Origin of the sequence: Pseudomonas sp. Pseu.R1, assembly GCF_045764065.1 — a bacterium.
GTDB lineage: Bacteria > Pseudomonadota > Gammaproteobacteria > Pseudomonadales > Pseudomonadaceae > Aquipseudomonas.
In genome coordinates this window covers 2487030-2512228 of sequence record NZ_JBJGEE020000001.1, presented here as the reverse complement: position 1 = coordinate 2512228, position 25199 = coordinate 2487030, and the positions used below count along the sequence as shown (strand labels likewise).

General features: G+C 58.4%; 29 protein-coding genes. 15 read left to right on the top strand and 14 right to left on the bottom strand.

The annotated features are described in order from the left end of the window. Positions 1-165: 165 nt before the first annotated feature. Complete coding sequence (locus ACI5GA_RS11570; RefSeq protein ID WP_421422821.1) at positions 166-1035, bottom strand: MurR/RpiR family transcriptional regulator; 870 nt, start codon at positions 1033-1035, stop codon at positions 166-168. A 242-nt stretch (positions 1036-1277) separates the two neighbouring features. Here ACI5GA_RS11570 and zwf point away from each other — a divergent pair, with 242 nt between their 5' ends. The 3 genes from zwf to ACI5GA_RS11555 are packed head-to-tail and all read left to right on the top strand — an operon-like array spanning position 1278 to position 4145. Further along, complete coding sequence (gene zwf / locus ACI5GA_RS11565; protein ID WP_404633657.1) at positions 1278-2747, top strand: glucose-6-phosphate dehydrogenase; 1470 nt, start codon at positions 1278-1280, stop codon at positions 2745-2747. Beyond that, positions 2734-3453: a 6-phosphogluconolactonase gene (pgl, locus tag ACI5GA_RS11560; RefSeq protein WP_421422819.1), complete on the top strand. Its 720-nt coding sequence runs from the start codon at positions 2734-2736 to the stop codon at positions 3451-3453. Before zwf ends, pgl begins: the two co-directional genes overlap by 14 nt. Positions 3454-3485: 32 nt before the next feature. Then, on the top strand, positions 3486-4145 hold the full coding sequence (locus ACI5GA_RS11555; protein WP_404633653.1) for a bifunctional 4-hydroxy-2-oxoglutarate aldolase/2-dehydro-3-deoxy-phosphogluconate aldolase: 660 nt from the start codon (positions 3486-3488) through the stop codon (positions 4143-4145). A gap of 344 nt (positions 4146-4489) precedes the next feature. Here the strand turns inward: ACI5GA_RS11555 and ACI5GA_RS11550 are convergent, their stop codons facing one another. Next, entirely contained in the window at positions 4490-4753 is a 264-nt protein-coding gene (locus tag ACI5GA_RS11550) for a DUF3820 family protein (protein ID WP_404633651.1), read from the bottom strand. Positions 4754-4984: 231 nt separating this feature from the next. Between ACI5GA_RS11550 and ACI5GA_RS11545 the strand changes: the two genes are divergently transcribed. Continuing rightward, positions 4985-5455: a PA2169 family four-helix-bundle protein gene (locus ACI5GA_RS11545; protein ID WP_404633649.1), complete on the top strand. Its 471-nt coding sequence runs from the start codon at positions 4985-4987 to the stop codon at positions 5453-5455. 42 nt (positions 5456-5497) lie between these two features. Here ACI5GA_RS11545 and ACI5GA_RS11540 read toward each other — a convergent pair whose 3' ends face one another. From ACI5GA_RS11540 to ACI5GA_RS11490, 11 genes are all read right to left on the bottom strand, one after another. After that, the gene (locus tag ACI5GA_RS11540; RefSeq protein ID WP_421422818.1) at positions 5498-6994 is read right to left on the bottom strand and encodes a sensor domain-containing diguanylate cyclase; all 1497 of its coding nucleotides are present in this window, start codon (positions 6992-6994) and stop codon (positions 5498-5500) included. Positions 6995-7288: 294 nt separating this feature from the next. Continuing rightward, on the bottom strand, positions 7289-7561 hold the full coding sequence (locus tag ACI5GA_RS11535; protein ID WP_404633645.1) for an HPr family phosphocarrier protein: 273 nt from the start codon (positions 7559-7561) through the stop codon (positions 7289-7291). A gap of 16 nt (positions 7562-7577) precedes the next feature. Further along, positions 7578-8435 (bottom strand): RNase adapter RapZ, encoded by an 858-nt coding sequence (rapZ, locus tag ACI5GA_RS11530; protein WP_404633643.1) that lies wholly within the window; start codon positions 8433-8435, stop codon positions 7578-7580. A gap of 2 nt (positions 8436-8437) precedes the next feature. Beyond that, complete coding sequence (gene ptsN / locus ACI5GA_RS11525; protein ID WP_404633641.1) at positions 8438-8902, bottom strand: PTS IIA-like nitrogen regulatory protein PtsN; 465 nt, start codon at positions 8900-8902, stop codon at positions 8438-8440. A gap of 12 nt (positions 8903-8914) precedes the next feature. Beyond that, a complete protein-coding gene (hpf, locus tag ACI5GA_RS11520) occupies positions 8915-9223 on the bottom strand; it encodes a ribosome hibernation-promoting factor, HPF/YfiA family (RefSeq protein WP_003377554.1) in 309 nt (102 codons plus the stop codon). A 77-nt stretch (positions 9224-9300) separates the two neighbouring features. Next, positions 9301-10800 (bottom strand): RNA polymerase factor sigma-54, encoded by a 1500-nt coding sequence (locus ACI5GA_RS11515; protein ID WP_404633638.1) that lies wholly within the window; start codon positions 10798-10800, stop codon positions 9301-9303. 186 nt (positions 10801-10986) lie between these two features. Further along, positions 10987-11712: an LPS export ABC transporter ATP-binding protein gene (gene lptB, locus ACI5GA_RS11510; protein WP_404633636.1), complete on the bottom strand. Its 726-nt coding sequence runs from the start codon at positions 11710-11712 to the stop codon at positions 10987-10989. Next, entirely contained in the window at positions 11712-12260 is a 549-nt protein-coding gene (gene lptA, locus ACI5GA_RS11505) for a lipopolysaccharide transport periplasmic protein LptA (RefSeq protein ID WP_404633634.1), read from the bottom strand. Before lptA ends, lptB begins: the two co-directional genes overlap by 1 nt. After that, entirely contained in the window at positions 12247-12819 is a 573-nt protein-coding gene (gene lptC / locus ACI5GA_RS11500) for an LPS export ABC transporter periplasmic protein LptC (protein ID WP_404633632.1), read from the bottom strand. The genes lptA and lptC overlap by 14 nt, the downstream gene beginning before the upstream one ends. 10 nt (positions 12820-12829) lie before the next feature. Further along, the gene (locus ACI5GA_RS11495; RefSeq protein ID WP_404634337.1) at positions 12830-13351 is read right to left on the bottom strand and encodes a KdsC family phosphatase; all 522 of its coding nucleotides are present in this window, start codon (positions 13349-13351) and stop codon (positions 12830-12832) included. A 12-nt stretch (positions 13352-13363) separates the two neighbouring features. Further along, positions 13364-14338 carry a KpsF/GutQ family sugar-phosphate isomerase gene (locus tag ACI5GA_RS11490; RefSeq protein ID WP_404633630.1) on the bottom strand — a complete coding sequence of 325 codons (975 nt, stop codon included), beginning with the start codon at positions 14336-14338 and terminating at the stop codon, positions 13364-13366. A gap of 312 nt (positions 14339-14650) precedes the next feature. On the opposite strand from ACI5GA_RS11490, the gene ACI5GA_RS11485 reads away from it, so the two are divergent. The 10 genes from ACI5GA_RS11485 (at position 14651) to hisC (ending at position 22671) form a co-directional block, all read left to right on the top strand. After that, entirely contained in the window at positions 14651-15460 is an 810-nt protein-coding gene (locus ACI5GA_RS11485; protein WP_404633628.1) for an ATP-binding cassette domain-containing protein, read from the top strand. After that, positions 15460-16257: a lipid asymmetry maintenance ABC transporter permease subunit MlaE gene (gene mlaE, locus ACI5GA_RS11480; RefSeq protein WP_404633626.1), complete on the top strand. Its 798-nt coding sequence runs from the start codon at positions 15460-15462 to the stop codon at positions 16255-16257. The genes ACI5GA_RS11485 and mlaE overlap by 1 nt, the downstream gene beginning before the upstream one ends. Next, the gene (gene mlaD / locus ACI5GA_RS11475) at positions 16257-16724 is read left to right on the top strand and encodes an outer membrane lipid asymmetry maintenance protein MlaD (RefSeq protein WP_404633624.1); all 468 of its coding nucleotides are present in this window, start codon (positions 16257-16259) and stop codon (positions 16722-16724) included. Before mlaE ends, mlaD begins: the two co-directional genes overlap by 1 nt. 11 nt (positions 16725-16735) lie before the next feature. Further along, positions 16736-17392, top strand: a complete 657-nt coding sequence (locus ACI5GA_RS11470) for an MlaC/ttg2D family ABC transporter substrate-binding protein (RefSeq protein ID WP_404633622.1) — start codon at positions 16736-16738, stop codon at positions 17390-17392. Then, positions 17389-17694, top strand: a complete 306-nt coding sequence (locus ACI5GA_RS11465) for an STAS domain-containing protein (RefSeq protein WP_421422817.1) — start codon at positions 17389-17391, stop codon at positions 17692-17694. The genes ACI5GA_RS11470 and ACI5GA_RS11465 overlap by 4 nt, the downstream gene beginning before the upstream one ends. Before the next feature lie 114 nt (positions 17695-17808). Then, positions 17809-18048: a BolA family protein gene (locus tag ACI5GA_RS11460; RefSeq protein WP_081565357.1), complete on the top strand. Its 240-nt coding sequence runs from the start codon at positions 17809-17811 to the stop codon at positions 18046-18048. A gap of 23 nt (positions 18049-18071) precedes the next feature. Further along, positions 18072-19337, top strand: coding sequence for a UDP-N-acetylglucosamine 1-carboxyvinyltransferase (gene murA / locus ACI5GA_RS11455; protein WP_421422816.1), 1266 nt, complete (start codon positions 18072-18074; stop codon positions 19335-19337). A gap of 165 nt (positions 19338-19502) precedes the next feature. Then, on the top strand, positions 19503-20138 hold the full coding sequence (gene hisG / locus ACI5GA_RS11450; protein ID WP_404633616.1) for an ATP phosphoribosyltransferase: 636 nt from the start codon (positions 19503-19505) through the stop codon (positions 20136-20138). Positions 20139-20287: 149 nt separating this feature from the next. After that, positions 20288-21616, top strand: a complete 1329-nt coding sequence (hisD, locus tag ACI5GA_RS11445; protein WP_421422815.1) for a histidinol dehydrogenase — start codon at positions 20288-20290, stop codon at positions 21614-21616. Positions 21617-21618: 2 nt separating this feature from the next. Then, entirely contained in the window at positions 21619-22671 is a 1053-nt protein-coding gene (gene hisC / locus ACI5GA_RS11440) for a histidinol-phosphate transaminase (RefSeq protein WP_421422814.1), read from the top strand. Positions 22672-22845: 174 nt separating this feature from the next. Here hisC and algW read toward each other — a convergent pair whose 3' ends face one another. Continuing rightward, positions 22846-24006, bottom strand: a complete 1161-nt coding sequence (gene algW / locus ACI5GA_RS11435; RefSeq protein ID WP_404633610.1) for a Do family serine endopeptidase AlgW — start codon at positions 24004-24006, stop codon at positions 22846-22848. A 101-nt stretch (positions 24007-24107) separates the two neighbouring features. On the opposite strand from algW, the gene ACI5GA_RS11430 reads away from it, so the two are divergent. Continuing rightward, positions 24108-24866 (top strand): Nif3-like dinuclear metal center hexameric protein, encoded by a 759-nt coding sequence (locus ACI5GA_RS11430; protein WP_421422813.1) that lies wholly within the window; start codon positions 24108-24110, stop codon positions 24864-24866. Positions 24867-25199 lie beyond the last annotated feature (333 nt).

Genomic DNA, 25199 nt, shown 5'->3' with positions numbered 1-25199 from the left:
AGAATCCGCGTCGAGCACCAACCCTTGATTCGATACGCAACCTGTGGGAGCCGCCTTGGTGGCGAATGCGTCGGGTCAGAAAATATTGACTGACACCGCATCGTCGGAATGCCGCCCAGAATGAATTCGCTCCCACGGGTTCTGCGCTCTGTCCGGAAACGCTATTCAATCCAGCCCGTCATCCACCGGATACCGGCTGGCATTGAGGCTTTCCTTGATTTTGCGCAGATGCGGCTGGAAATCCACGCCTCGGCGCAGGGTCATGCCGGTGGCCAACACATCGAGCACCGTCAGTTGGATGATGCGTGACGTCATCGGCATATAAATGTCGGTGTCTTCCGGCAGCGGAATGTTCAGGCTCAGCGAACTGGCTTTGGCCAGCGGCGAGTTGGCGGCGGTCAGGCCGAGCACCGATGCGCCGTTCTCCCGCGCGATGCGTGCCACTTCCACCAGCTCGCGGGTGCGGCCGGTGTAGGAAATGATCACGAACAACTCGCCCGTGTGGGCCACCGACGCCAGCATGCGTTGCATCAGCACGTCAGCGTGGGCGGTCACCGCCAGATTGAAGCGGAAGAATTTATGCTGCGCATCCAGCGCGACAGGGGCCGAAGCGCCGAGGCCAAAGAAGTGGATCTGCCGGGCCTGAATCAACAGGTCGACGGCCTTGCTGATCAGATTTGGATCGAGCACCTGGCAAACACTGTCGAGGGATGCAATGGCGCTGGCGAAAATCTTGCGGGTGTAGGCTTCGGGATTGTCGTCGGCTTCCACCGCCCGACTGACATAAGCCGCACCACTGGCCAGGCTTTGCGCCAGTTGCAGTTTCAGCTCGGGATAGCCGCTGACATCGAACGAGCGGCAGAAGCGGTTGACAGTTGGCTCACTGACCTTGGCCGCCTGGGCGAGCGCCGCGATGCTGAAGCGCGTGGCTTGCTGAGGGTTGCTCAGAATGACCTCGGCGACCTTGCGCTCGGCCTTGTTCAGTTCTTCAAGACGGCTCTGGATCTGCTCCAGAAGATTGCGTACCCGTTCCATTCAAAGTCCTTCTTGTGACGCTGTAACAGGCTGATCTGTGAGGCAATGTGCAAACGGTTTGCAAAAGGTGCTCAACAGGGCCTTTAGCCTGTAGCAAAGGTGGCCTATCGTACTGGGGGCCTGTAGTGATCACCACTCTAATGTGCTTTTTGGGTAAATGTTGTGGTTATTACTACATTTGGCCTTGAGTAACGCCTTTAAAAAAGGTATTTGTAGCTTAACTTGATAAAAGAACCAACATTATGCTCTCGATTACGGTTGAACCGTGCACTTTCGCCTTGTTCGGCGCCTTGGGCGACCTGGCAGTGCGCAAGCTGTTCCCTGCGTTGTACCAGCTGGACCGTGCTGGACTGCTGCATGCCGAGACCCGAATTTTCGCTCTGGCCCGTGAAGCGGGCACGCCTGAAGAGCATCTGGCGTATATCGACAAGAGCCTGCGCCGTTTCGTCCCCGAATCGCAGCTTGAGCGTGAACATGTGGAGCGTTTTCAGGCGCGCCTGAGCTACCTGCACGTGGATTTTTTGAAGGGCGAAGACTACGCCGCGCTGGCCGAGAAAGTCGGCGATGCGCAAACCATGATCGCTTACTTCGCAACGCCCGCTTCGGTATATGGAGCGATTTGCGAGAATCTGGCGTTGGTCGGCCTGACCGATCGCACCCGGGCCGTGCTGGAAAAACCGATCGGCCATGATCTCGCATCGTCCCGTCGGGTCAACGATGCGGTGGCCAAATTCCTACCCGAGAATCGCGTTTATCGCATCGACCACTATCTGGGCAAAGACACCGTACAAAACCTCATCGCGCTGCGTTTCGCCAACAGCCTGTTCGAAACCCAATGGAACCAGAACTACATTTCCCACGTCGAGATTACTGTGGCGGAGAAAGTAGGGATCGAGGGCCGTTGGGGTTACTTCGATCAGGCTGGTCAGTTGCGCGACATGATCCAGAACCACCTGTTGCAACTACTGTGTCTGATTGCGATGGACCCGCCGAGCGACCTGTCCGCCGACAGCATCCGCGATGAAAAGGTAAAAGTGCTCAAGGCACTGGCACCGTTCACCCCGGAGCGCCTGGCGACCCAAGTGGTGCGTGGGCAATACATCGCCGGTTACAGCGAAGGCAAACCGGTACCCGGTTATCTGGAAGAGGAAAACTCCAACACCGCGAGCGACACCGAAACGTTCGTTGCCATTCGTGCCGACATCCGTAACTGGCGTTGGGCCGGGGTTCCGTTCTATCTGCGTACCGGCAAGCGCATGCCGCAAAAGCTGTCGCAGATCGTGATTCACTTCAAGGAACCGCCGCACTACATCTTCGCCCCGGAACAGCGAATGCAGATCAGCAACCGCCTGATCATCCGCCTGCAGCCTGATGAGGGTATCTCGCTGCAAGTGATGACCAAGGATCAGGGGCTGGACAAAGGCATGCAATTGCGCAGCAATCCTTTGCAACTGAGCTTCTCCGACGCATACCACAGCGCCCGAGTCCCGGACGCCTATGAGCGGTTGCTGTTGGAGGTCATGCGCGGCAATCAGAACCTGTTTGTCCGCAAAGATGAGATCGAGTATGCGTGGCAATGGTGCGACCAGTTGATCGCAGGCTGGAAGAAGGCGGGCGATGCGCCCAAGCCTTATGCGGCAGGCTCTTGGGGGCCGATGAGTTCCATTGCGCTCATTACTCGTGACGGGAGGTCCTGGTATGGCGATATGTGAACTTCAATTTCCGGCTGGCCTGAAAGCCAACGAATTCGATAACCCCGAACAACTGGCCAGCGCGCTGGCCGATCACGTGGCCGAGCGTCTGACGGCGGCCATTTCCAGCAATCCGCATGGCATCGCGACCTTGGCGGTGTCAGGTGGCAAGAGTCCGGTGGCGTTCTTCCAGGCATTGGCGCAAAGGCCGATCCAGTGGTCGAAAGTGGTTATCACGCTCGCCGACGAGCGCTGGGTGCCGACCGAGCACGCCGACAGCAACGCCGGTCTGCTCAAGCGCTTTCTGTTTCAAGGACCGGCGGCCGAAGCAGGTTTCTTCAGCCTGTATCGCCCGACGACGACCTTGGACGAAGCGGCAGCGGCTACGGATGAAGCGCTGAAAGAATTGCCGAAAATTGACGTGCTGATTCTGGGCATGGGCGATGACGGTCATACCGCGTCGCTGTTCCCGGGCAGCCCTAACCTCGCCGAGGCGCTGGATCTGAACAGCAACAAACGCTGTCTGCCGATGCTGGCCCCGAGTATCCCCCATCAGCGTCTAACCATGACGCGCTCCCTGTTGGCGTCGGCAACGACGCCAATCCTGTCCATTTCCGGGCAGGCAAAACTGGAAACACTGCGCACCGCGCTGGCAGGCGATGATCTTGCCGAAATGCCGGTTCGCGCGTTCCTCAATTCGTCTCTAGAGATTTACTGGTGCCCATAAGCGATGGATCAGCCGCCATGGAGAAAACCCAAATGACACAACCGTTGAACAGCATGGCGAGCAAAGTTGCCCAGATCGATGAACTCTGCGCGAAAGCGAAGATTCTGCCGGTCATCACCATTGCGCGTGAACAGGACGTGCTGCCGCTGGCCGATGCGCTGGCAGCAGGCGGCCTGACCGCGCTGGAAATTACCCTACGTTCCGAATTCGGCCTCAAGGCCATTCGCATGCTGCGCGACGCTCGTCCTGAGCTGTGCGTTGGCGCGGGCACTGTGCTGGATCGACACATGCTGAAGGCATCCGAAGAGGCCGGTTCGCAGTTCATAGTCACGCCTGGCAGCACGCAAGACCTGCTGGAAGCCGGTGCGCAGAGCGAATTGCCGCTGCTGCCGGGCGTTGCCAGTGCGTCGGAAATCATGATCGGTTACGCGCTGGGCTATCGTCGCTTCAAGCTGTTCCCGGCTGAAATCAGCGGCGGTGTTGGTGCGCTCAAGGCTTTGGGCGGTCCGTTCCCGGAAGTCCGCTTCTGCCCGACTGGCGGCGTCAGCGCGGCCAACCTGAAAAACTACATGGCGTTGCCGAACGTGATGTGCGTCGGCGGCACATGGATGATCGACAACGCCTGGGTCAAGAACGGTGACTGGGGGCGCATCACTGAGGCAACGGCCGAAGCGGTTGCGCTGTTCGGCTGACGCAGGCGTCAGGCGCCCCGTTTATTGATCTTCGACAGCTCCCGTTCATGCGTGAGCTGTTCTAATCGAGAGCATTGAATGCGTTCGAGCGCTGGGGCGCTGCTACAGGAGTCGTTGTTGCATGGCTGTTTAACGGTGTTCCTTTGGTCAGGAGCGCCGTTTTTTTTGCCTGATTTTCAGAAAAAACAGACGCTATAAATATGTACCGCACTCGACCTCAAGCGCTTTCGTATCTTTAGCACTCCTTTGTAGTTGTTTTTCCATGAAGCTCTTTGGCGGCACCGTATTCGTCTGCGGTTGCCGCTTTTTTTTGCCCGATTTTTGGTGGGCGCAGATCAACGCGTTCAGGTGAAGCGGATCGGTGTCTTCAGCGGGCTTTCGCGTAACGGCTCGCGAGGGCGTGTGCGCAACGGATCGAGGAGGGCGGACAGCCCGTTGTGGTCGATCTCGTGCATCAAGGCCAGCAAGCTGCCCAGTTCCCCGGCAGGAAATCCTTTGCGGGCGAACCAGTTCAAATAGTCACCGGGCAGGTCCGCCAGGAGGCGACCTTTGTATTTGCCGTAGGGCATTTCCCGGGTCACCAGCAGTTTGAGTTTTTCGGGATTCATGCCGACTCCGTTTATCGTTTTCAATGAACTTGGACGATACGTGCATTCTGCAAGTACGCCAATGCACTCATCATGCAGAACGCGAGGTTGAACATAATGTTGAATGTTGTAAGTCATTGAAAATAGGGTAGAAATATTTATCAGATTAACTGGCACGCACGCTGCAATAACAGTGTTATCGAGTGTGGACACATCAACCCTTCGATTAACCTGCCAGAAAGGAACTGCAAAATGACAGACATCAACAAAGAAGCGATTTCGGTCCTGAATGATCTGATCGAAACCAGTAAGGATGGCGAAAAAGGTTTTCACACCAGCGCCGAAGACCTGAAAAACCCAGAGATTAAAGCCTACTTCCTTTCTCGCGCTTCGGAATGCGCGTCGGCCGTGCGTGAGCTTCAAGCCGAAGTTCGTGCGCTCGGTGGCGATCCAGAAAATTCCTCCAGCGCTGCAGGTACTGTGCACCGTCTGTGGGTCGAGCTGAAATCGGCAGTCACTGGCAAAAGCGATGAAGCCGTGCTTAATGAAGTGGAACGTGGTGAAGACCATGCACTGAAAGCCTATAAAGAGGCTCAGCAAAAGGCTGTGGAAAAAGCATTTCCAACCAATGTGGTCAGCCTTATTCAGCGTCAATTGGCAGGTGTGCAAGCCAACCACGACAAAGTGAAGGCGCTGCGCGACTCTGTTCGCAGAGCGAGCTGATCGCCAGAGTGATCGAAAAACGCCAGCCTGACTGGCGTTTTTTTATGGGCGCGGTTCGACCCTGTTACGACCGTTTCGTTTGGCTTGGTACAACGCTGTGTCGGCATCGGCCAGCAGTTGCGGTTGCTTGTCTCCTGATCGTGGCCGCTGTGAGGCGACACCAATGCTCACTGTGACGGGATGAGTTTCGCTGGCATAGGGCGGCAGGGACCCTATGGCGATTCTGATCTTTTCTGCCAGTGCATAGGCGCCTCGCAGATCGGTTTCCGGCAATACGACCATGAATTCTTCTCCGCCATAGCGGGCCGCCAGATCGCCCGGGCGACGGATGTTGGCGGCCAGTGTTTTGGCTACATCGCGCAGCGCGACGTCGCCGCCGTGATGTCCGTGTCGGTCGTTGAATGTCTTGAAGTGATCCACATCGATCATCAGCAGCGAGAGCGGGGTGCCGGAGCGCACGCTACGCGCCCATTCTTGCCGTAGGACCATGTCCAGCCGACGACGGTTGGCAAGTCCTGTCAGGCCATCCGTTGCCGCCAGTTCGGCCAGCTCTCGTTCCGCCCGGTGCCGTAACTTCAATTGTTGGCCCAGCAGGTAGGACAGCCACAGGATGCCCAGGCACAACAGGCCGGTTGCGCTCGCTACCAGCAGCGCATTGCGCTTCCAGACCGCGTACACCTCGTCCCGCGACTGTGCGACCACCACGATCAGGGGTAGGTCGCCCACCCGCGAGAATGTGTAGAGCCTGCGTTCGCCATCCAGTTCCGAGACGGCGGTGAAGCTGCCGTTGACCTCCTTGAGAATGCGCTGGAAATTGGGTCGCTGACTGAAATCCTGCCCGATGAAGGTACGCTCGGTTTCCTCCGGTTCCCTGGCGAGCATTATGCCGTCGGCGTTGATCAGATTGATGGTGCCGTGCTGGCCGACGTCCAGTCCGCGAAACAGGCGGTTGAAATACGCCAGACGCATCGATGCGGCTACCACGCCGACGAACCTTCCGTCAGGCGAGGGGATCCGGCGGCTGAAGCTGATACACCAATCCTTGAACCCCCAGCGCGACTTGAAAGGGCCAGCAACCTGCAAGGCCAGAGAAGGGTTATCCCGGTGCCAGGCGAAACTGGCGCGGTCGGAGAAGTTGTCTTCGCGAGGGATGGCTGAAATTGAATCGGCAACGATGGTGCCGGTTTCGTCCAGCACCACCAGATCGCCTTTGTAAGGGGCAGCGGTTGAGCGGTCGAACAGCACCTGCTGACGTAACTGTGCGGAAATCGACATCACCTCCGGCTGCCGCCAAGTGGCGATCATGCCCTGAAGCGATGTGTCGTAGAGGTCTGCGCTGCGTTGCACGTCGGCGTCGATCAACTGCACCACGTTGTTCGCCGAACGCACCGCAGTATCGGTAGCGTTGCCGTACTCGCGAGCAAGCAGTGACGTGACGATCAGCACAATCGCCAACACCGCCAGTACGCTGCCGGTCATCAACATTTTTTCCGAGCGGGACCAAGCCCCGTGAAGCGCCAACGCTGCGGACAGTGTCATCGATCAACTCTGTGAAGGTACACCCGAAAACCCGTCACGCTTGAGTATGGACCTCAGTCGCCACTCAGGCTGATGAACGATTGAGAGTGGATGATGAGCAATGAGGTGTTTCAAAGCGGTGAATTAAAGATCCATCGCCGAGAATGATCAAGTCGGATGATTCCGAGGGTTGGGTGAGGGCGGGGGGATCTGGAGATTGTTGCGACCTTCCCCGACGGGCAGATCAAAAAACCAGAATTTTTCGAACTGACGAGCGCCGAGGACTTCAAGGGAATGCATTGGTAAGCGGGGCGATTACTCGCCCTCGTCAAACTTGTTGTTGATCAGCTCGATCAGACCTTCCAGTGCCGCATGTTCGTCGTCGCCTTCGGTCAGCAGGTGGATTTCGGTGCCTTTTCCGGCGGCGAGCATCATGACGGCCATGATGCTTTTGCCGTCGACCATGCTGTCGGGAGAGCGACCGACGCGGATCTGGCACGGGTATTTACCGGCAACGCCGACGAACTTGGCGGCCGCGCGGGCGTGCAAGCCCAGCTTGTTGATGATGGTGATCTGGTGAGCGGGCATCGCGTAAGGGGTCCTTTCAGCTGAGGTCGCGGTGGCGGACCTGAACATTCTTGAGCGATTGCTGCAGGACCTGACCCAGACGTTCGGTCAGGTAGACGGAGCGGTGATGCCCGCCAGTGCAGCCAATGGCAATGGTGACGTAAGCGCGGTTGCTGGCGGCGAAGCGCGGCAACCACTTGATCAGGTAGGAAGAGATGTCCTGAAACATCTCTTCGACATCCGGTTGCGCCGCCAGGTATTCGGCGACGGGTTGATCCAGCCCGGATTGCTCGCGCAGCTCCGGCTTCCAGTAAGGATTCGGCAGGCAGCGCACATCAAACACCAGATCTGCGTCCACCGGCATGCCGCGCTTGAACCCGAACGACTCGATCAGGAAAGCGGTGCCGGGTTCTGGCTTGTTCAGCAGCCGCAGTTTGAGCGTGTCACGCAACTGGTACAGATTCAGGTGGGTCGTGTCGATGGTCAGGTCGGCCAGATCGATGATCGGCCCCAACAGCGTCTTTTCGTCACGAATCGCTTCCGCCAGCGAGCGTGTGGCGGTGCTCAGCGGGTGGCGGCGACGGGTTTCCGAGAAGCGTTTGAGCAATGTGGACTCTTCGGCGTCCAGGAACAGCACATCACAGCGGATGTGCCGGGCGCGCACCTCTTCGAGCATGCGCGGAAAGCGAGTCAGATGACTGGGCAGATTGCGTGCGTCGATCGAAACCGCCAGCAGCGGCTCGGCCAGTTCGGTGTTGATCAGAGCGCGCTCGGCGAGTTCGGGCAGCAGGCCCGCCGGCAGGTTGTCGACGCAGTAAAAACCGCTGTCTTCGAGAACATCGAGGGCCGTGCTCTTGCCGGAGCCGGAGCGACCGCTGACGATGATCATGCGCATGATCAGTGGCCGTTCTGGACGTGAAGCACGACGTTGTAGAGCTCATCACTGCTTTTCGCCGCGCGCAGGCTGGCGCGGACATCCGCACGATCAAGCATGCTGGCGATTTGGCGCAGCAGCTCAAGATGAGCATCGGTAGCGGCTTCGGGCACCAGCAGCACAAACAACAGGTCCACCGGGGCGCCGTCAATCGCGTCGAAATCGACAGGGCGTTCAAGGTGCAATACCGCGCTCACTGGGGCAGTACAACCCTTGAGTCGGCAATGAGGAATCGCGATGCCATTGCCGAAACCGGTAGATCCCAGTTTTTCACGGGCAATGAGGCTTTCGTAGACAGTTTCCCAGTCGAATTCAGGCACTTGTTGCCCGATCATTCTGGCGATCTGTTCGAGTACGGCTTTTTTGCTGCCACCTGGCACGTTCACGAGGGAACGGCCAGGGGTCAGGATATTTTCAAGTCGAATCATGGATGGGGAGTATCAGCGAGCTGCCGCACCTTTGAGGATGCTTTGCTGCTTTTCCTTATGCTTGAGCAATTGTCTGTCGAGCTTGTCAGTGAGCAGGTCGATTGCCGCATACATGTCGTCATGCTCCGCATTGGCAACCACCTCTCCACCGTGGATATGCAGAGTGGCCTCGATCTTCTGTTTGAGTTTCTCGACGGCCATCGTCACTTGCACATTCGTAATCTTGTCAAAGTGCCCTTCGAGCTTTTTCAGCTTCAGCTCGACGTATTCGCGCAGGGGCTTGGTGACTTCCAGTTGGTGTCCACTGATGTTGACTTGCATACAGCTTCTCCTTCGTTGCCAGTGCATTAAGAGGCAGACCTTGGGGCCTGCCACTGGAACGCTGTGGCCTGTGACCTCTACATCAGCCGCTTGCGTTCGCTCGAAGGCGCTATCCCCAGGGATTCGCGGTACTTGGCGACCGTGCGGCGGGCCACTTGAATGCCTTGTGCCTCCAGTAAACCAGCGATCTTGCTGTCGCTCAACGGCTTTTTCTGATTTTCCGCAGCAACCAGTTTTTTGATGATCGCGCGGATCGCCGTGGACGAGCATTCGCCGCCTTCGGAGGTGCTGACGTGGCTGGAAAAGAAATACTTCAGTTCGTAAATGCCACGGGGCGTATGCATGAATTTTTGCGTGGTCACGCGGGAAATCGTCGATTCGTGCATGCCCACCGCTTCGGCGATGTCATGCAGAACCAGCGGTTTCATCGCCTCGTCGCCGTATTCAAGAAAGCCTCGCTGGTGCTCGACGATCTGGGTGGCGACCTTCATCAGCGTCTCGTTGCGGCTTTGCAGGCTCTTGATGAACCAACGCGCCTCTTGCAACTGATTGCGCATGAAGGTGTTGTCGGCGCTGGTATCGGCACGGCGCACGAAACCGGCGTACTGCGGATTCACACGCAGACGTGGCACCGCTTCCTGGTTGAGCTCGACCAGCCAGCGTTCGTTGTCCTTGCGCACGATGACATCCGGGACGACGTATTCGGCTTCAGTGGATTCGATCTGCGAGCCGGGGCGCGGGTTGAGACTCTGGACCAGTTCGATGACCTGGCGCAGGTCGTCTTCCTTGATCTTCATGCGGCGCATCAGTTGCGCGTAGTCGCGGCTACCGAGCAAATCGATGTAGTCGCTGACCAGACGCTGGGCTTCGGCGAGCCATTTGGTTTTCGCCGGAAGCTGACGCAGTTGCAGCAGCAGACACTCGCTCAGTGTGCGTGCGCCGACGCCAGCCGGTTCGAATTGCTGAATGCGGTGAAGGACCGCTTCGATTTCATCCAGCTCGATGTCGAGTTCGGGATCGAACGCATCCAGCAGTTCTTCGAGGGATTCGTCCAGGTAGCCCTGGTTGTTGATGCAGTCGATCAGCGTCACGGCAATCAGGCGATCCGTGTCAGACATCGGCGCCAGATTCAATTGCCACAGCAGGTGGCTTTGCAGGCTCTCGCCAGCGGACGTGCGGGTGGTGAAATCCCATTCATCGTCGTCGTTGCTGGGCAGGCTGCTGGCACTGGTCTGGTAGATGTCTTCCCAGGCGGTGTCGACGGGCAGCTCGTTGGGGATGCGCTCGCTGTCGCTCCATTCGCCGTCTTCGAGGTTGTCGACGGTGGGCGTGGATTCTTGGTAAGTCGGTTCCTGAACGTCAGCAGCAGGTTTTGTTTCGATGTTATCGGCCATCGGGTCGGCGTTATCGAAATCGTCGCCTTCTTCCTGGCGTTCCAGCATGGGGTTGGACTCCAGTGCCTCCTGGATTTCCTGTTGGAGATCCAGCGTCGACAGTTGGAGTAAGCGGATGGCCTGTTGCAGCTGCGGTGTCATCGTCAGCTGCTGGCCCATTCTCAAGACTAGCGAAGGTTTCATGGCAGGGGCTTAACACCTTATTCGCCGGCGCACTCGCGCCATCCACTACTAGGGCGCCGTGGCGCCAACTTAAGCAAATTATATGCCTGAAACCGGAGTGTTTGCCTAGGGTGTGATGGCAATTAATGCGAGGTTGGCGATGAGCCGCATGCCGCGTTCCGCCGTCAACCACTCGCCATCGCCCGCTTAGAGGCGGAACTCGTGGCCGAGGTACACTTCCTTCACCAACTGGTTGGCGAGGATGGTTTCAGCATCGCCTTCTGCGATCAGTTGCCCATCGTTGACGATGTAGGCGGTTTCGCAGATGTCGAGGGTCTCGCGGACGTTGTGGTCGGTGATCAGAACGCCGATGCCCTTTGCCTTGAGATGGTAGATGATCTGCTTGATGTCGCCCACGGAGATGGGGTCGACACCGGCGAACGGTTCGTCCAGCAGAATGAATTTGGGCGAGGTGGCCAGGGCGCGAGCGATTTCCACACGGCGACGCTCACCACCCGAAAGGCTCATGCCCAGGTTGTCGCGAATGTGCGTGATGTGGAATTCCTGAAGCAGGCTTTCCAGCTCCTTGCGACGTCCGGCGCGATCGAGGTCCTTGCGGGTTTCAAGGATGGCCATGATGTTGTCCGACACCGACAGCTTGCGGAAGATCGAAGCTTCTTGCGGCAGATAACCGATACCGGCACGGGCGCGGCCATGCATGGGCTGGTGGCTGACATCCTGATCGTCGATCAGCACGCGCCCCTGATCGGCCTGCACCAGGCCGACGATCATGTAGAAGCACGTCGTCTTGCCTGCGCCGTTGGGGCCTAGTAGACCGACGATCTGACCGCTGTCGATGGACAGGCTGACGTCACGTACGACCTGGCGAGCCTTATATGCCTTGGCCAGGTGTTGGGCTTTCAGCGTTGCCATTACTGGGCCTTCTGCTGGTCGGTTTTCTTTTTCGGCTGGATCACCATGTCGACGCGAGGGCGAGCTTCGGTGACCTTGCTGCCGGTGGCGCGGCCAGCACTGGCGAGTTTACGGACCGTGTCATAGACGATCTTCTCACCCTGCGTGGTGTTGTTGTCCTTGTCGACAACCTTGGCCTTGTCGATCAGCACAATGCGGTTTTGCGGCGCATGGTACTGGATCGTCACGCCCCAGCCCTGAACGGGTTTCGGGTCGCCAGCGGTTTGCAGCTGCTCGAAATAGGCCAGATTGCCTACCGAGGTCACAACGTCGATATCACCGGCCGGGGTACGGGTCATGGTCACCTTGTTGCCGGTCACCTTCATCGAACCCTGGGTAATGATCACGTTGCCGGTGTAGGTGGCGATGCCTTGTTTGTCATCCAGCTGAGCATCGTCGGCCTGAACACGGATAGGCTGATCCTGATCGTTCGGCAGAGCCCAGGCGCTCACGCTTCCCAGTGCTGCGCCCAAGCCGAGCAAAATAGGGAGGGTTTTAAGGAGCCTCATACTGTCCTCTTGCGTTCGATAGCAGGTGAATCCTGCTTTCTTTTAGATAGGCCTTCATACCCGTACCGGTGCTCACGCCGTTAAAGCCGTCGATTCTAACGGGTTGCGCGGTTTCCGCATATTGCTTCTGAGGGAAGACAGTCATGCGGGTGCTGGTGATGATCGTGGTGCGGTTCTTTTCGTCGGTGCGATTGATGCGGACATCGTCGATCAGCTCGACATGATCGCCTCCCGGCGACACTTCCGCACGCACGCTCTTGACGTGCCACGGGAATTCGGTGCCGCGATACATCACCAGAACGGGTGTCGTCATCAGGGTCACGTCGGTGGCCTTCAAGTGTTCGACCTTGTCGGACGTCAGGTCGTATTGCACCGAGCCGTCTTCAAGGTACTGGATGCTGTGGGCGTTCGTCGCATAGTAATCGATTGCGCTCTCGTCCACGGCCGCCTTGGGCTGATCCATGAAGCTTTCCGGGCTGATGTTCCAGTACCCGGCCGCTGCAAGCAGTGCGGCGAGTACACCGAAGATCAGAAATGTACGAATTCGTTTGCTCAGCATAAATGCACTTCTATAAGTAGGCGGCATGGGCCGCTTCGAGATTGCCCTGAGCGTTCAGGATCAACTCGCAAAACTCTCGGGCTGCACCTTCGCCACCACGTGCCTGGGTGACGCCGTGGGCGTGTTCGCGCACGAACCCTGCCGCGTTGGCGACAGCCATGCCCAGGCCCACCCGGCGAATCACCGGCAGATCCGGCAGATCGTCGCCCAGATAGGCGACCTGCTCGTAGCCCAGGTTCAATTGCTTGAGCAATTCGTCGAGTACGACCAGTTTGTCTTCGCGCCCCTGGTACAGGTGCGCGATGCCCAGATTTTTGGCGCGGCGCTCGACGACAGGCGTCTTGCGACCACTGATGATAGCGGTAGTCACGCCCGAATTGATCAGCATCTTGATGCCTTGACCGTCCAGCGTATTGAACGTCTTGAACTCGCTGCCATCTTCGAGAAAGTACAGACGGCCATCGGTCAGAACGCCATCAACGTCAAAGACCGCGAGTTTGATCTGTTTGCCGCGTTGCATCAGTTCGTTCATATCGCCACTCACTTACATGACTCCTGCGCGAAGAAGGTCACCGAGGTTGAAGGCGCCAATAGGGTGGTCGTTCTGGTCGACCACGATCAGTGCGCCAATCTTGTTGTCTTCCATGATTTTCAAAGCCTCGGCGGCCAGCATCTCCGGGCGTACGGTTTTTCCGTGCGCGGTCATCACGTCGTCGATGGAGGCCTGGCGAATGTCGATGTCGCGATCCAGCGTGCGGCGCAGGTCGCCGTCGGTAAAGATTCCGGCCAGTCGGCCATCTGCTTCAAGAATAGCGGTCATGCCCAGGCCCTTTCGGGTCATTTCCATCAGCGAGTCGCGCAGTGGGGTGCCGCGGGCGACCTTCGGCAGTTCGTCGCCGGTGTGCATGACGTGCTCGACCTTCAGCAGCAGCCGACGGCCCAGTGCGCCGCCCGGATGGGAGAATGCGAAATCTTCGGCGGTGAACCCGCGGGCATCGAGCAGTGCAACGGCCAGGGCGTCACCCATGACCAATGCTGCTGTGGTCGATGAGGTCGGTGCCAGATTCAACGGGCAGGCTTCTTTTTCCACGCGCGCGTTGAGGTTGACGTTGGCGGCCTTGGCCAGCGCTGATTCGGGATTGCCGGTAAGGCTGATGAGCTTGATGCCCAGACGCTTGATCAAAGGCAGCAGGGTGACGATTTCAGCGGTTGTGCCTGAGTTGGACAGGGCGAGAATGATGTCGTCGCCGGTAATCATGCCCATGTCGCCGTGGCTGGCTTCGGCAGGATGCACAAAGAAAGCGGGGGTGCCGGTGCTGGCCAGGGTGGCAGCGATTTTCTTGCCTATATGGCCGGATTTGCCCATGCCGACGACGACGACACGCCCCTTGCTGGCGAGAATCATCTCGCAGGCACTGACGAAGTCTGCGTCGATGTGCGCGAGCAGGCCTTCAACCGCTTCGATCTCAAGGCGGATGGTGCACTGTGCGGATTGAATCAGGTCGCGAGCGTTGGTCATGTCTGAAGAGGGTCGGTCGGGTGAAAAGGCGGCGATTATAGCGGCAATGTTGAAAAGCCTCACGCATCATCGCAGTTGTTTGTTTATAGAAACGGCAGTTCCTTCAGCTTCTGTGCAGTAACAGCCGCAACGTGTGCAGGAAATTTCCTGCTGCCTCGAAATATTTCTCTGAAGATACAACTGACCTGTTTGGCCCTTGGGCGGCGTGCGACAGCGGTGTTATAGTTCGCCGCTTGTTCGGCCCCTCCAGACAGTGTGTCGTTCGAAAAGGACGCGGCATCTGAGAGGCAGGCTGCATCGCAAGGAGTTTAGATGAGCGCCGATAACGCCTACGCGGTCGAGCTGAAGGGTGTGTCCTTCAAGCGCGGTACGCGCAGCATCTTCAATAATGTAGACATCCGCATACCCCGGGGCAAAGTCACCGGCATCATGGGGCCGTCGGGCAGTGGGAAAACCACTCTGCTGCGACTGATGGGTGCACAGCTGCGCCCGAGCAGCGGCGAGGTCTGGGTCAATGGCCAGAACCTGCCACAGCTGTCGCGCAGCGATTTGTTCGATGCACGCAAGCAGATGGGTGTCCTGTTTCAGAGCGGTGCGCTGTTCACCGATCTGGATGTTTTCGAAAACGTGGCATTTCCGCTGCGTGTGCATACCCAGTTGCCTGAAGACATGATTCGCGACATCGTCCTGCTCAAGTTGCAGGCCGTGGGGCTGCGTGGCGCTGTCGAGTTGATGCCGGACGAGCTGTCTGGCGGGATGAAGCGTCGCGTCGCACTGGCGCGAGCCATCGCGCTGGACCCGCAGATTTTGATGTACGACGAGCCTTTCGTGGGGCAGGACCCGATCGCCATGGGGGTTTTGGTGCGTCTGATCCGTTTGCTCAACGATGCGCTGGGTATCACCAGCGTCGTGGTGTCTCATGATCTGGCCGAGACCGCCAGCATTGCCGACTATCTCTACGTCGTCGGCGACGGTCAGGTACTGGGGCAGGGCACGCCGCAGGAACTGATGCAGTCGGATAACCCACGCATTCGGCAGTTCATGACAGGGGATCCAGACGGCCCCGTGCCTTTTCACTATCCGGCACCGGATTTTCGCGAAGATCTTTTGGGGAAGCGCTGATGCGCAGAAAGTCGTTGATGGATCGTGTTCGCCTGATGGGGCGATCCGCGATCGACATTGTTGCAGTTTTGGGGCGTTCGGGGCTTTTTCTGGTGCATGCTTTGCTCGGGCGAGGCGGTATCGGTGGTGGTTTCCAGTTGCTGGTTCGCCAGCTGTATTCGGTCGGCGTGATGTCGCTGGCGATTATCGTCGTGTCCGGGATTTTCATTGGCATGGTTCTGGCGCTACAGGGTTTCAGCATCCTCGCCAAATACGGTTCCGAACAGGCCGTCGGCCAGATGGTTGCGCTGACATTGCTGCGTGAACTGGGGCCTGTCGTGACAGCCTTGCTGTTTGCCGGTCGTGCCGGCTCGGCGCTGACTGCGGAAATCGGCAACATGAAATCCACCGAGCAGTTGTCCAGCCTTGAGATGATCGGTGTCGATCCGCTGAAATACATTGTTGCCCCGCGCCTGTGGGCAGGTTTCATTTCTCTGCCGGTGCTGGCCATCATTTTCAGTGTGGTCGGCATCTGGGGTGGTTCGTGGGTGGCCGTCGACTGGCTGGGTGTCTACGAAGGTTCGTTCTGGGCCAACATGCAGAACAGCGTTTCCTTCCCCAACGACGTCATTAACGGTGTCATCAAAAGCGTCGTCTTCGCTTTTGTGGTCACCTGGATTGCCGTATTCCAAGGTTATGACTGCGAACCCACCTCAGAGGGGATCAGTCGCGCCACGACCAAGACCGTGGTCTATGCCTCTTTGGCCGTACTGGGCCTGGACTTTATTTTGACCGCCTTGATGTTTGGAGACTTCTGATGCAAAACCGCGCCCTCGAAACCGGTGTCGGCCTGTTCCTGCTGGCCGGTATTCTGGCTTTGCTCCTGCTGGCCCTGCGCGTCAGTGGTCTGAGCGCCAGTACGACCACTGACAGCTATAAACTTTATGCAAACTTCGACAATATCGCCGGTTTGACTGTCAGAGCGAAGGTGACCATGGCCGGTGTGACCATCGGCAAGGTCACTGCGATCGATCTGGACCACGATACCTTCACAGGCCGTGTGACCATGGAAGTCGACAAGCGGGTCAACAACCTGCCGTCCGACTCCACCGCTTCGATCCTCACCGCAGGCTTGCTGGGCGAGAAATATGTCGGCATCAGCGTGGGTGGGGACGACAAGCTGCTGAAGGATGGCGGTACGATTCATGACACCCAGTCGTCGTTGGTACTTGAGGACCTGATCGGCAAATTCCTGCTCAATTCCGTGGGTAAAGACGCCAAATGAGGAGTTTTTTCATGATCTCGATTCTGCGCCGTGGCCTTCTGGTGCTGCTGGCTGCTCTGCCTCTGTTCGCCAATGCGGCGGCCACCATGTCGTCCGCGCATGACCTGGTGGACAACACCACCAAGCAATTGCTGGCGGACCTGGCAGCCAACAAGGAAACGTACAAAACCAATCCGCAGGCGTTCTACGATGCGCTCAATGGCATTGTCGGCCCCGTGATCGATGCCGACGGTATTTCCAAGAGCATCATGACCGTCAAGTATTCGCGCAACGCCACCCCGGCGCAGATGCAACGGTTTCAGGAAAACTTCAAGCGCAGCCTGATCCAGTTCTATGGCAATGCGTTGCTGGAGTACAACAACCAGGGCATCACCGTGGGTTCGGCCCGTGATGATGGCTCTGACCGCGCCTCTGTCGACATGTCCGTCAAGGGCAACAACGGCGCGGTTTACCCTGTGTCGTACACCCTTGTGAAGATCAACGACGACTGGAAAGTGCGTAACGTGATCATCAATGGCATCAACATTGGCAAGCTGTTCCGCGATCAGTTCGCCGACGCCATGCAGCGCAATGGCAACAACCTGGACAAGACCATCGATGGTTGGGCCGGTGAGGTCGCCAAGGCCAAGCAAGAGACCGAAAACTCGCCTGACAAGGTCGTCAAATGAGTGAGGCATGTGTCACGGCGGTAGGTGGCGGCGAGCTGAAACTGTTCGGTGTGCTCGATTACCGAACGGGGCCTGAGTTGCGTAAACAGGGGGCTGAGCTGATCAAATCCAGCGATTCGCCTTCTCTTGTGCTGGATTGCTCGGCGGTCGTGAAGTCCAGCAGCGTTGGGCTGGCTCTGCTGCTGGCGTTCATGCGCGATGCCACGGCGGCCGGTAAATCGGTGAGCGTTCGGGCATTGCCCGAAGACATGAAAGAAATCGCACAGGTATCGGGCGTCACCGAACTGTTCGAACAACATTGATTGCTGTCATCGATCAAGCCCCTCGTCCGTCTCCTGCAAAGCAGGGTTCGCAACGAGAGGGCTTTTTTGTATGATGGCCGACCCGCGCGCGTAGGGCGCCGATTGAGGTTAAGCATGCAGGCCGTAGAAGTTAAAAGCTTCCTTGAAGGTAAGCTGCCAGAGGTCCAGGTCGAAGTTGAAGGCGAAGGCTGCAACTTCCAGCTGAACGTGATCAGCGACGAACTGGCTACACTGAGTCCAGTCAAGCGCCAGCAGCAGATCTACACGCATTTGAACCCTTGGATCGCTGATGGCAGCATCCACGCGGTCACCATGAAATTTTTCAGCCGCGCGGCTTGGGCCGAGCGCACCTGAGCCAAATTGGCGTCGAGATCCCAATGGACAAACTGATTATTACTGGCGGCAGTCGTCTTGATGGCGAAATCCGCATCTCCGGGGCGAAAAACTCTGCCCTGCCGATTCTCGCAGCCACGTTGCTGGCTGACGGTCCTGTGACCGTCGCCAACTTGCCGCACCTGCACGACATCACCACCATGATCGAGCTGTTCGGTCGCATGGGTATCGAACCTATCATCGACGAAAAGCTCAGCGTTGAAATCGACCCGCGCACCATCAAGACCCTGGTCGCCCCGTACGAACTGGTGAAAACCATGCGTGCGTCGATTCTGGTACTGGGTCCGATGGTGGCGGGTTTCGGCGAGGCTGAAGTCGCACTGCCAGGCGGTTGCGCCATCGGCTCGCGTCCGGTCGATCTGCACATCCGTGGCCTTGAAGCCATGGGCGCGATCATTGAAGTCGAAGGCGGTTACATCAAGGCCAAGGCGCCGGAAGGCGGTCTGCGTGGTGCTCACTTCTTCTTCGATACCGTGAGCGTGACCGGTACAGAAAACATCATGATGGCTGCCGCTCTGGCCAAAGGCCGCAGCGTCCTGCAGAACGCCGCGCGCGAGCCGGAAGTCGTCGATCTGGCTAACTTCATCAATGCCATGGGCGGCAAAGTATCCGGTGCGGGCACCGACACCATCACCATCGAAGGCGTCGAGCGTCTTGGCAAGGCGACCTATCGCGTCATGCCTGACCGTATCGAGACCGGCACCTACCTGGTCGCTGCTGCCGTGACCGGTGGCCGCGTCAAGGTCAAGGACACCGATCCGACCATCCTGGAAGCCGTTCTCGAAAAGCTGCGTGAAGCCGGTGCAGAAATCACCACGGGTGAAGACTGGATCGAGCTGAACATGCACGGCAAGCGTCCAAAGGCCGTAAACCTGCGTACCGCTCCGTACCCGGCGTTCCCGACCGACATGCAGGCACAGTTCATTTCGCTGAACGCCATCGCCGAAGGCACGGGCGCGATCATCGAAACGATTTTCGAAAACCGCTTCATGCACGTCTACGAAATGCATCGTATGGGCGCGCAGATTCAGGTCGAGGGCAACACTGCCATCGTGACCGGCTGCGAGAAGCTCAAAGGCGCACCCGTCATGGCAACCGACCTGCGCGCTTCGGCCAGTCTGGTGCTGTCGGCGCTGGTGGCCCAGGGCGATACGCTGATCGACCGCATCTACCACATCGACCGTGGTTACGAGTGCATCGAAGAGAAGCTGCAAATGCTCGGCGCGAAGATTCGTCGCGTTCCGGGCTAACAGCCTCTGGCGCTTCGCGGCCTGCCCACAGTGGGTCGCGAGGTGACGCAATGAAAGTTTGACGTTTTGAATCGTTTCACTTCGAGCCAGGTTTCATCGGCTCGAAGGTTACCGGGCGCCGTTTGCGACCCGGCATGCGCCTGCTGATAAGGACTGACGTTTCCCATGTTGACCATCGCACTGTCCAAGGGCCGAATCCTTGACGACACCCTGCCGCTTCTCGCTGCTGCGGGCATCGTGCCGACCGAGAATCCGGACAAGAGCCGCAAGCTGATCATCCCGACGACCCAGGATGACGTGCGCCTGCTGATCGTCCGGGCGACCGATGTGCCGACCTATGTCGAGCATGGCGCAGCTGATCTGGGCGTTGCAGGCAAGGATGTGCTGATGGAGTACGGCGGTCAGGGCCTTTACGAGCCGCTGGATCTGCAAATTGCCAAATGCAAGTTGATGACGGCGGGTGCCGTCGGTGCAGCCGAGCCAAAGGGCCGACTGCGCGTGGCAACCAAGTTCGTCAACGTGGCCAAGCGTTACTACGCCGAGCAAGGTCGTCAGGTCGATATCATCAAGCTGTACGGTTCCATGGAGCTGGCACCCTTGGTGGGGTTGGCCGACAAGATCATCGACGTCGTCGACACCGGCAACACGCTGCGTGCCAACGGTCTTGAACCTCAGGAACTGATTGCAACCATCAGTTCGCGTCTGGTGGTGAATAAGGCATCGATGAAAATGCAGCACGCCCGTATTCAGTCGCTGATTGACACCCTGCGCACCGCGGTGGAGTCGCGACACCGCGGCTGACTGTTTCGCGCCATTTCAACCTGAAATGGCGCCCAGCTATCCGTGTCATAGCCAAATTTCTCAGGTGCCTGCGCGGATGGCTTGGTAGCTTAGGCTCCTGCCTTCGCATTCAGGCTCCTGAGAAAACGCCATTTATAGAGGCTCACGCTATGACCACTTCCAACACCATTCGCCGACTCGACGCTGCTGATCCGGATTTCGCTCGACATCTGGCTCATCTGCTGAGCTGGGAAAGTGTGTCCGACGATTCGGTCAACCAGCGTGTGCTCGACATCATCAAGAACGTACGCGAACGTGGTGATGCGGCCGTGGTGGAGTACACCCAACGCTTCGACGGGCTGGATGCCAAGTCGATGGCCGACTTGATTCTGCCGCGCGAGCGTCTGGAACTGGCGTTGACTCGCATCACACCTGTTCAGCGTCAGGCGCTGGAAAAAGCCGCTGAGCGTGTGCGCAGTTACCATGAGCGGCAGAAGCAGGATTCCTGGAGCTACACCGAAGCTGACGGCACGGTGCTGGGTCAGAAGGTCACGCCGCTGGATCGCGCAGGTCTGTACGTGCCGGGTGGCAAGGCGTCTTATCCGTCTTCGGTGCTCATGAACGCCATCCCGGCCAAAGTGGCAGGCGTTGGCGAGGTGGTGATGGTCGTGCCGACCCCGCGTGGCGAGGTCAACGAACTGGTGCTGGCGGCGGCCTGCATCGCCGGTGTCGACCGCGTGTTCACCATCGGTGGCGCTCAGGCGGTTGCGGCGTTGGCTTATGGCACTGAAAGCGTTCCGCAAGTCGATAAAGTTGTGGGTCCGGGCAACATCTATGTCGCCACTGCCAAGCGTCACGTGTTCGGTCAGGTCGGCATCGACATGATCGCAGGTCCTTCGGAAATTCTGGTGGTGTGTGATGGTCAGACGGACCCGGACTGGATTGCCATGGACCTGTTTTCCCAGGCTGAGCATGATGAGGACGCTCAGGCGATTCTGGTCAGCCCGAATGCCGAGTTCCTCGATCAGGTGGCCGCCAGCATCGCCAAACTGATGCCGACCATGGAGCGTGCGGAGATCATCAACACCTCGATCAATGGCCGTGGTGCGTTGATCAAGGTCGCCGACATGAACCAGGCCATCGAAGTGGCCAATCGTATTGCGCCTGAACACCTGGAGCTGTCCGTGGCAGATCCGCAAGCTTGGTTGCCGCAGATTCGCCACGCAGGCGCGATCTTCATGGGCCGTCACACCTCTGAGGCGCTGGGCGACTACTGCGCAGGCCCGAACCACGTCTTGCCGACCTCCGGCACGGCGCGTTTCTCCTCGCCACTGGGCGTGTATGACTTCCAGAAGCGTTCCTCGATCATCTTCTGCTCGGAGCAAGGTGCATCGGAGCTGGGCAAGACTGCATCGGTACTGGCTCGTGGTGAATCGTTGACCGCCCACGCCCGCAGCGCTGAATACCGAATCGTTGATAACCCACAAGAAGGCCAGTGAGCATGAGCAAGTTCTGGAGTCCGTTTGTCCGTGATCTCGTGCCTTACGTGCCGGGCGAACAACCGAAGCTGACCAAACTGGTCAAGCTGAACACCAACGAAAACCCTTATGGCCCGTCGCCGAAAGCCATCGAAGCTATGCGCGCCGAGGTCAACGACAATCTGCGTCTGTACCCGGATCCGAACAGCGACCTGCTGAAGCAGGCCGTCGCGCGCTACTACGGCGTCGAGACCAGCCATGTTTTTCTGGGTAATGGTTCCGATGAGGTGCTGGCCCACGCGTATCACGCGTTTTTCCTGCGGGAAAAACCGCTGCTGTTCCCGGACATCAGCTACAGCTTCTATCCGGTCTATTGCGGCCTGTATGGCGTCGAGTACGAAGCCGTTCCGCTGGACGCGCAGTTCCAGATTCGCGTTGAGGATTACAACCGTCCAAACGGCGGGATCATCTTCCCGAACCCCAATGCACCGACGGGCTGCCTGCTGGCACTCGAGGCGGTCGAGCAGATTCTTCAAGCCAACCCTGAGTCGGTGGTGATCGTCGATGAGGCTTACATCGATTTCGGTGGCGAAAGCGCGATTGCGCTGGTGGGGCGTTACCCGAACCTGCTGGTCACACAGACCCTGTCCAAGTCCCGTTCGCTGGCGGGGCTGCGTGTCGGGTTGGCCGTCGGTCATCCGGATCTGATCGAGGCGCTGGAACGGGTCAAGAACAGCTTCAACTCGTACCCGCTGGACCGTATGGCCATCGTCGGTGCAGCGGCAGCGTTCGACGATCGCGAATATTTCGAGAAGACTTGCAATCTGGTCATCGACAGCCGTGAAAAGCTGGTCGAGCAACTGGAAGGCAAAGGTTTTGAAGTGCTGCCGTCGGCGGCCAACTTCATCTTCGCTCGTCACCCGAAACACGACGCAGCGGGTCTGGCAGCCAAGGTGCGCGAGCAGGGCGTGATCGTGCGTCACTTCAAGCAGGAGCGCATTGCGCAATTCCTGCGCATCACCATCGGCACGCCGGAGCAGAATCAGGCGCTGGTGGAGGCGTTGGGCGAGTTGTAAGTCTTTCCGCCTTCCATAAAAAAACCGCCGAATTCGGCGGTTTTTTTATGGAAGAAATACTGGCGCACCTTGTGGGAGCCGCCTTGGTGGCGAAAGCGGTGTGTCGTCCAAAACGTCTGTGACTGAATTGACGCCTTCGCCAGCAAACCGGCTCCCACGGGTTTGTCGAGAGGCTCAATCCTCTGCCGCAGGCTGCGGCGTCTGCGGCGGACGCAGTCCCACCTCCGCCATCAGCTTCAATTCCTTGCCATTGCGCATGACCTGAATCGCGATCTTCTCCGACGGCTTGGTGCGCGCCACCTGATTCATCGATTTACGCCCATCGCCCGCAGGCTCGCCATTGATACTCAGGATCACGTCACCCAATTGAAGACCGGCCTTCTGCGCAGGCCCGTCGCGGAAAATACCGGCCACCACGATGCCAGGACGGTCTTTCAGGCCAAAGGATTCGGCCAGTTCTTGCGTCAGAGGCTGAACCTCGATCCCCAGCCAGCCACGAATCACCTGGCCGTGCTCGATGATCGACTTCATCACCTCCAGCGCCAGTTTGGTCGGGATCGCAAAACCGATGCCTTGCGAGCCGCCGGATTTGGAGAAAATCGCCGTGTTGATCCCGGTCAGGTTGCCGTTAGCATCTACCAGCGCGCCGCCCGAGTTGCCGGGGTTGATCGCGGCGTCGGTCTGGATGAAGTCCTCATAGGTGTTCAGGCCCAGTTGATTACGGCCTGTGGCGCTGATGATGCCCATGGTGACCGTCTGACCCACGCCGAATGGGTTACCGATCGCCAGCGCGACGTCACCGATGCGAATGCTGTCGGAGCTGCCAAGGGTAATGGAGGGCAGGTTTTTCAGGTCGATCTTCAACACGGCCAGGTCGGTTTCCGGATCGCTGCCGATCACTCGGGCGATGGTTTCGCGGCCATCCTTCAACGCCACGACGATCTGGTCAGCACCCGAGGTGACGTGGTTGTTGGTCAGCAGATAGCCTTCGGGGCTCATGATCACCGCCGAGCCGAGGCTGGATTCCATGCGCCGCTGTTTGGGCAGGTTGTCACCGAAGAAGCGGCGGAACTGCGGGTCTTCGAATAACGGGTGGTTGGGCTTGTTGTTGACCATCTTGGTCGTGTACAGGTTGGCCACCGCAGGCGCCGCGCTGCTCACCGCGTCGGCATAGGACACCGGCCCCGGTTGAATGAAGGCGGTTTGCGGGGCTTGTTGCAGGTTGACGTCCTGGCTGGGCAGGCCGACCCACTGTGGATAGCGCTGAATAATCAATAAAGCGATAAGCACACCAGCGAGCAACGGCCAGCCGAGAAAACGCAGCGCTTTGAACATTGAACAAGGTCCTGAAAGGAAAAACGCAGCGTACCTGCGCCATAATGGCGGGCATTATACGAGGACCAGCACGGTCTGAAATGCCTATTTAGGAGACTTTTATGGCTGTTTCTCTGAACACTCTCGTCGAGGAGGCGGACCGCTATCTGGGCAGCGCGCGGGTTCAGGATTACTGCCCCAATGGCCTTCAGGTCGAAGGGCGCCCGCACGTCAGTCGGATCATCTCCGGCGTCACGGCCAGTCAGGCGTTACTGGATGCGGCGGTCGATGCGGACGCCGATTTGATCCTGGTGCATCACGGCTATTTCTGGAAGGGCGAAGACGCGCGCATTACTGGCATGAAACAGCGCCGCCTGAAGACGTTGCTCAAGCACGACATCAGCTTGCTCGCCTACCATCTGCCCTTGGACCTGCATCCGGAGGTGGGCAATAACGTGCAACTGGCACGGCAACTGGACATTACCGTCGAAGGCCCGCTCGATCCCGAGAACCCGCGGGTGGTGGGGCTGGTTGGCTCGCTGTCGGAACCCATGACGCCGCGAGACTTCGCCCATCGGGTGCAGAGCGCGCTGGGGCGTGAACCGCTACTGATAGAGGGCAGTGGAATGATTCGCCGCGTGGGCTGGTGCACCGGAGGTGGACAGGGTTATATCGATCAGGCCGTATTTGCGGGCGTCGATCTGTACTTGAGCGGTGAGGTGTCGGAGCAGACCTTCCACAGCGCGCGGGAAAATGACATCAGCTTCATTGCCGCCGGGCATCACGCGACTGAGCGCTATGGCGTGCAGGCGCTGGGTGATTACCTGGCGAGGCGCTTTGCGTTGGAACATTTGTTCATTGATTGCCCGAATCCGATTTGAAATTGCCGCCCGCAACCGCCGATCCCCTCTGTGGGAGCCGGCTTGCTGGTGAAAGCGTTTTGTCATTCAACACATCGGTACCTGAGCTGACGCCTTCGCCAGCAAGCCGGCTCCCACAGCGATGCGCGTCGAGTATCGCATTTATGATCGGCGCTGATTCTGTGGGAGCCGCCTTGGTGGCGAATGCAGTTGACCAGTCAACATGGAATTTGCCGTGGAACAGAGGTGACCTTCATTCGTCCAAATCCTGAGCTATATGGTTATATCCTTTCGATCTATAAGCTCCACTGATTAGAATCAGGCCCCATGATAAAGTGCCTCGCTCGATAGAGC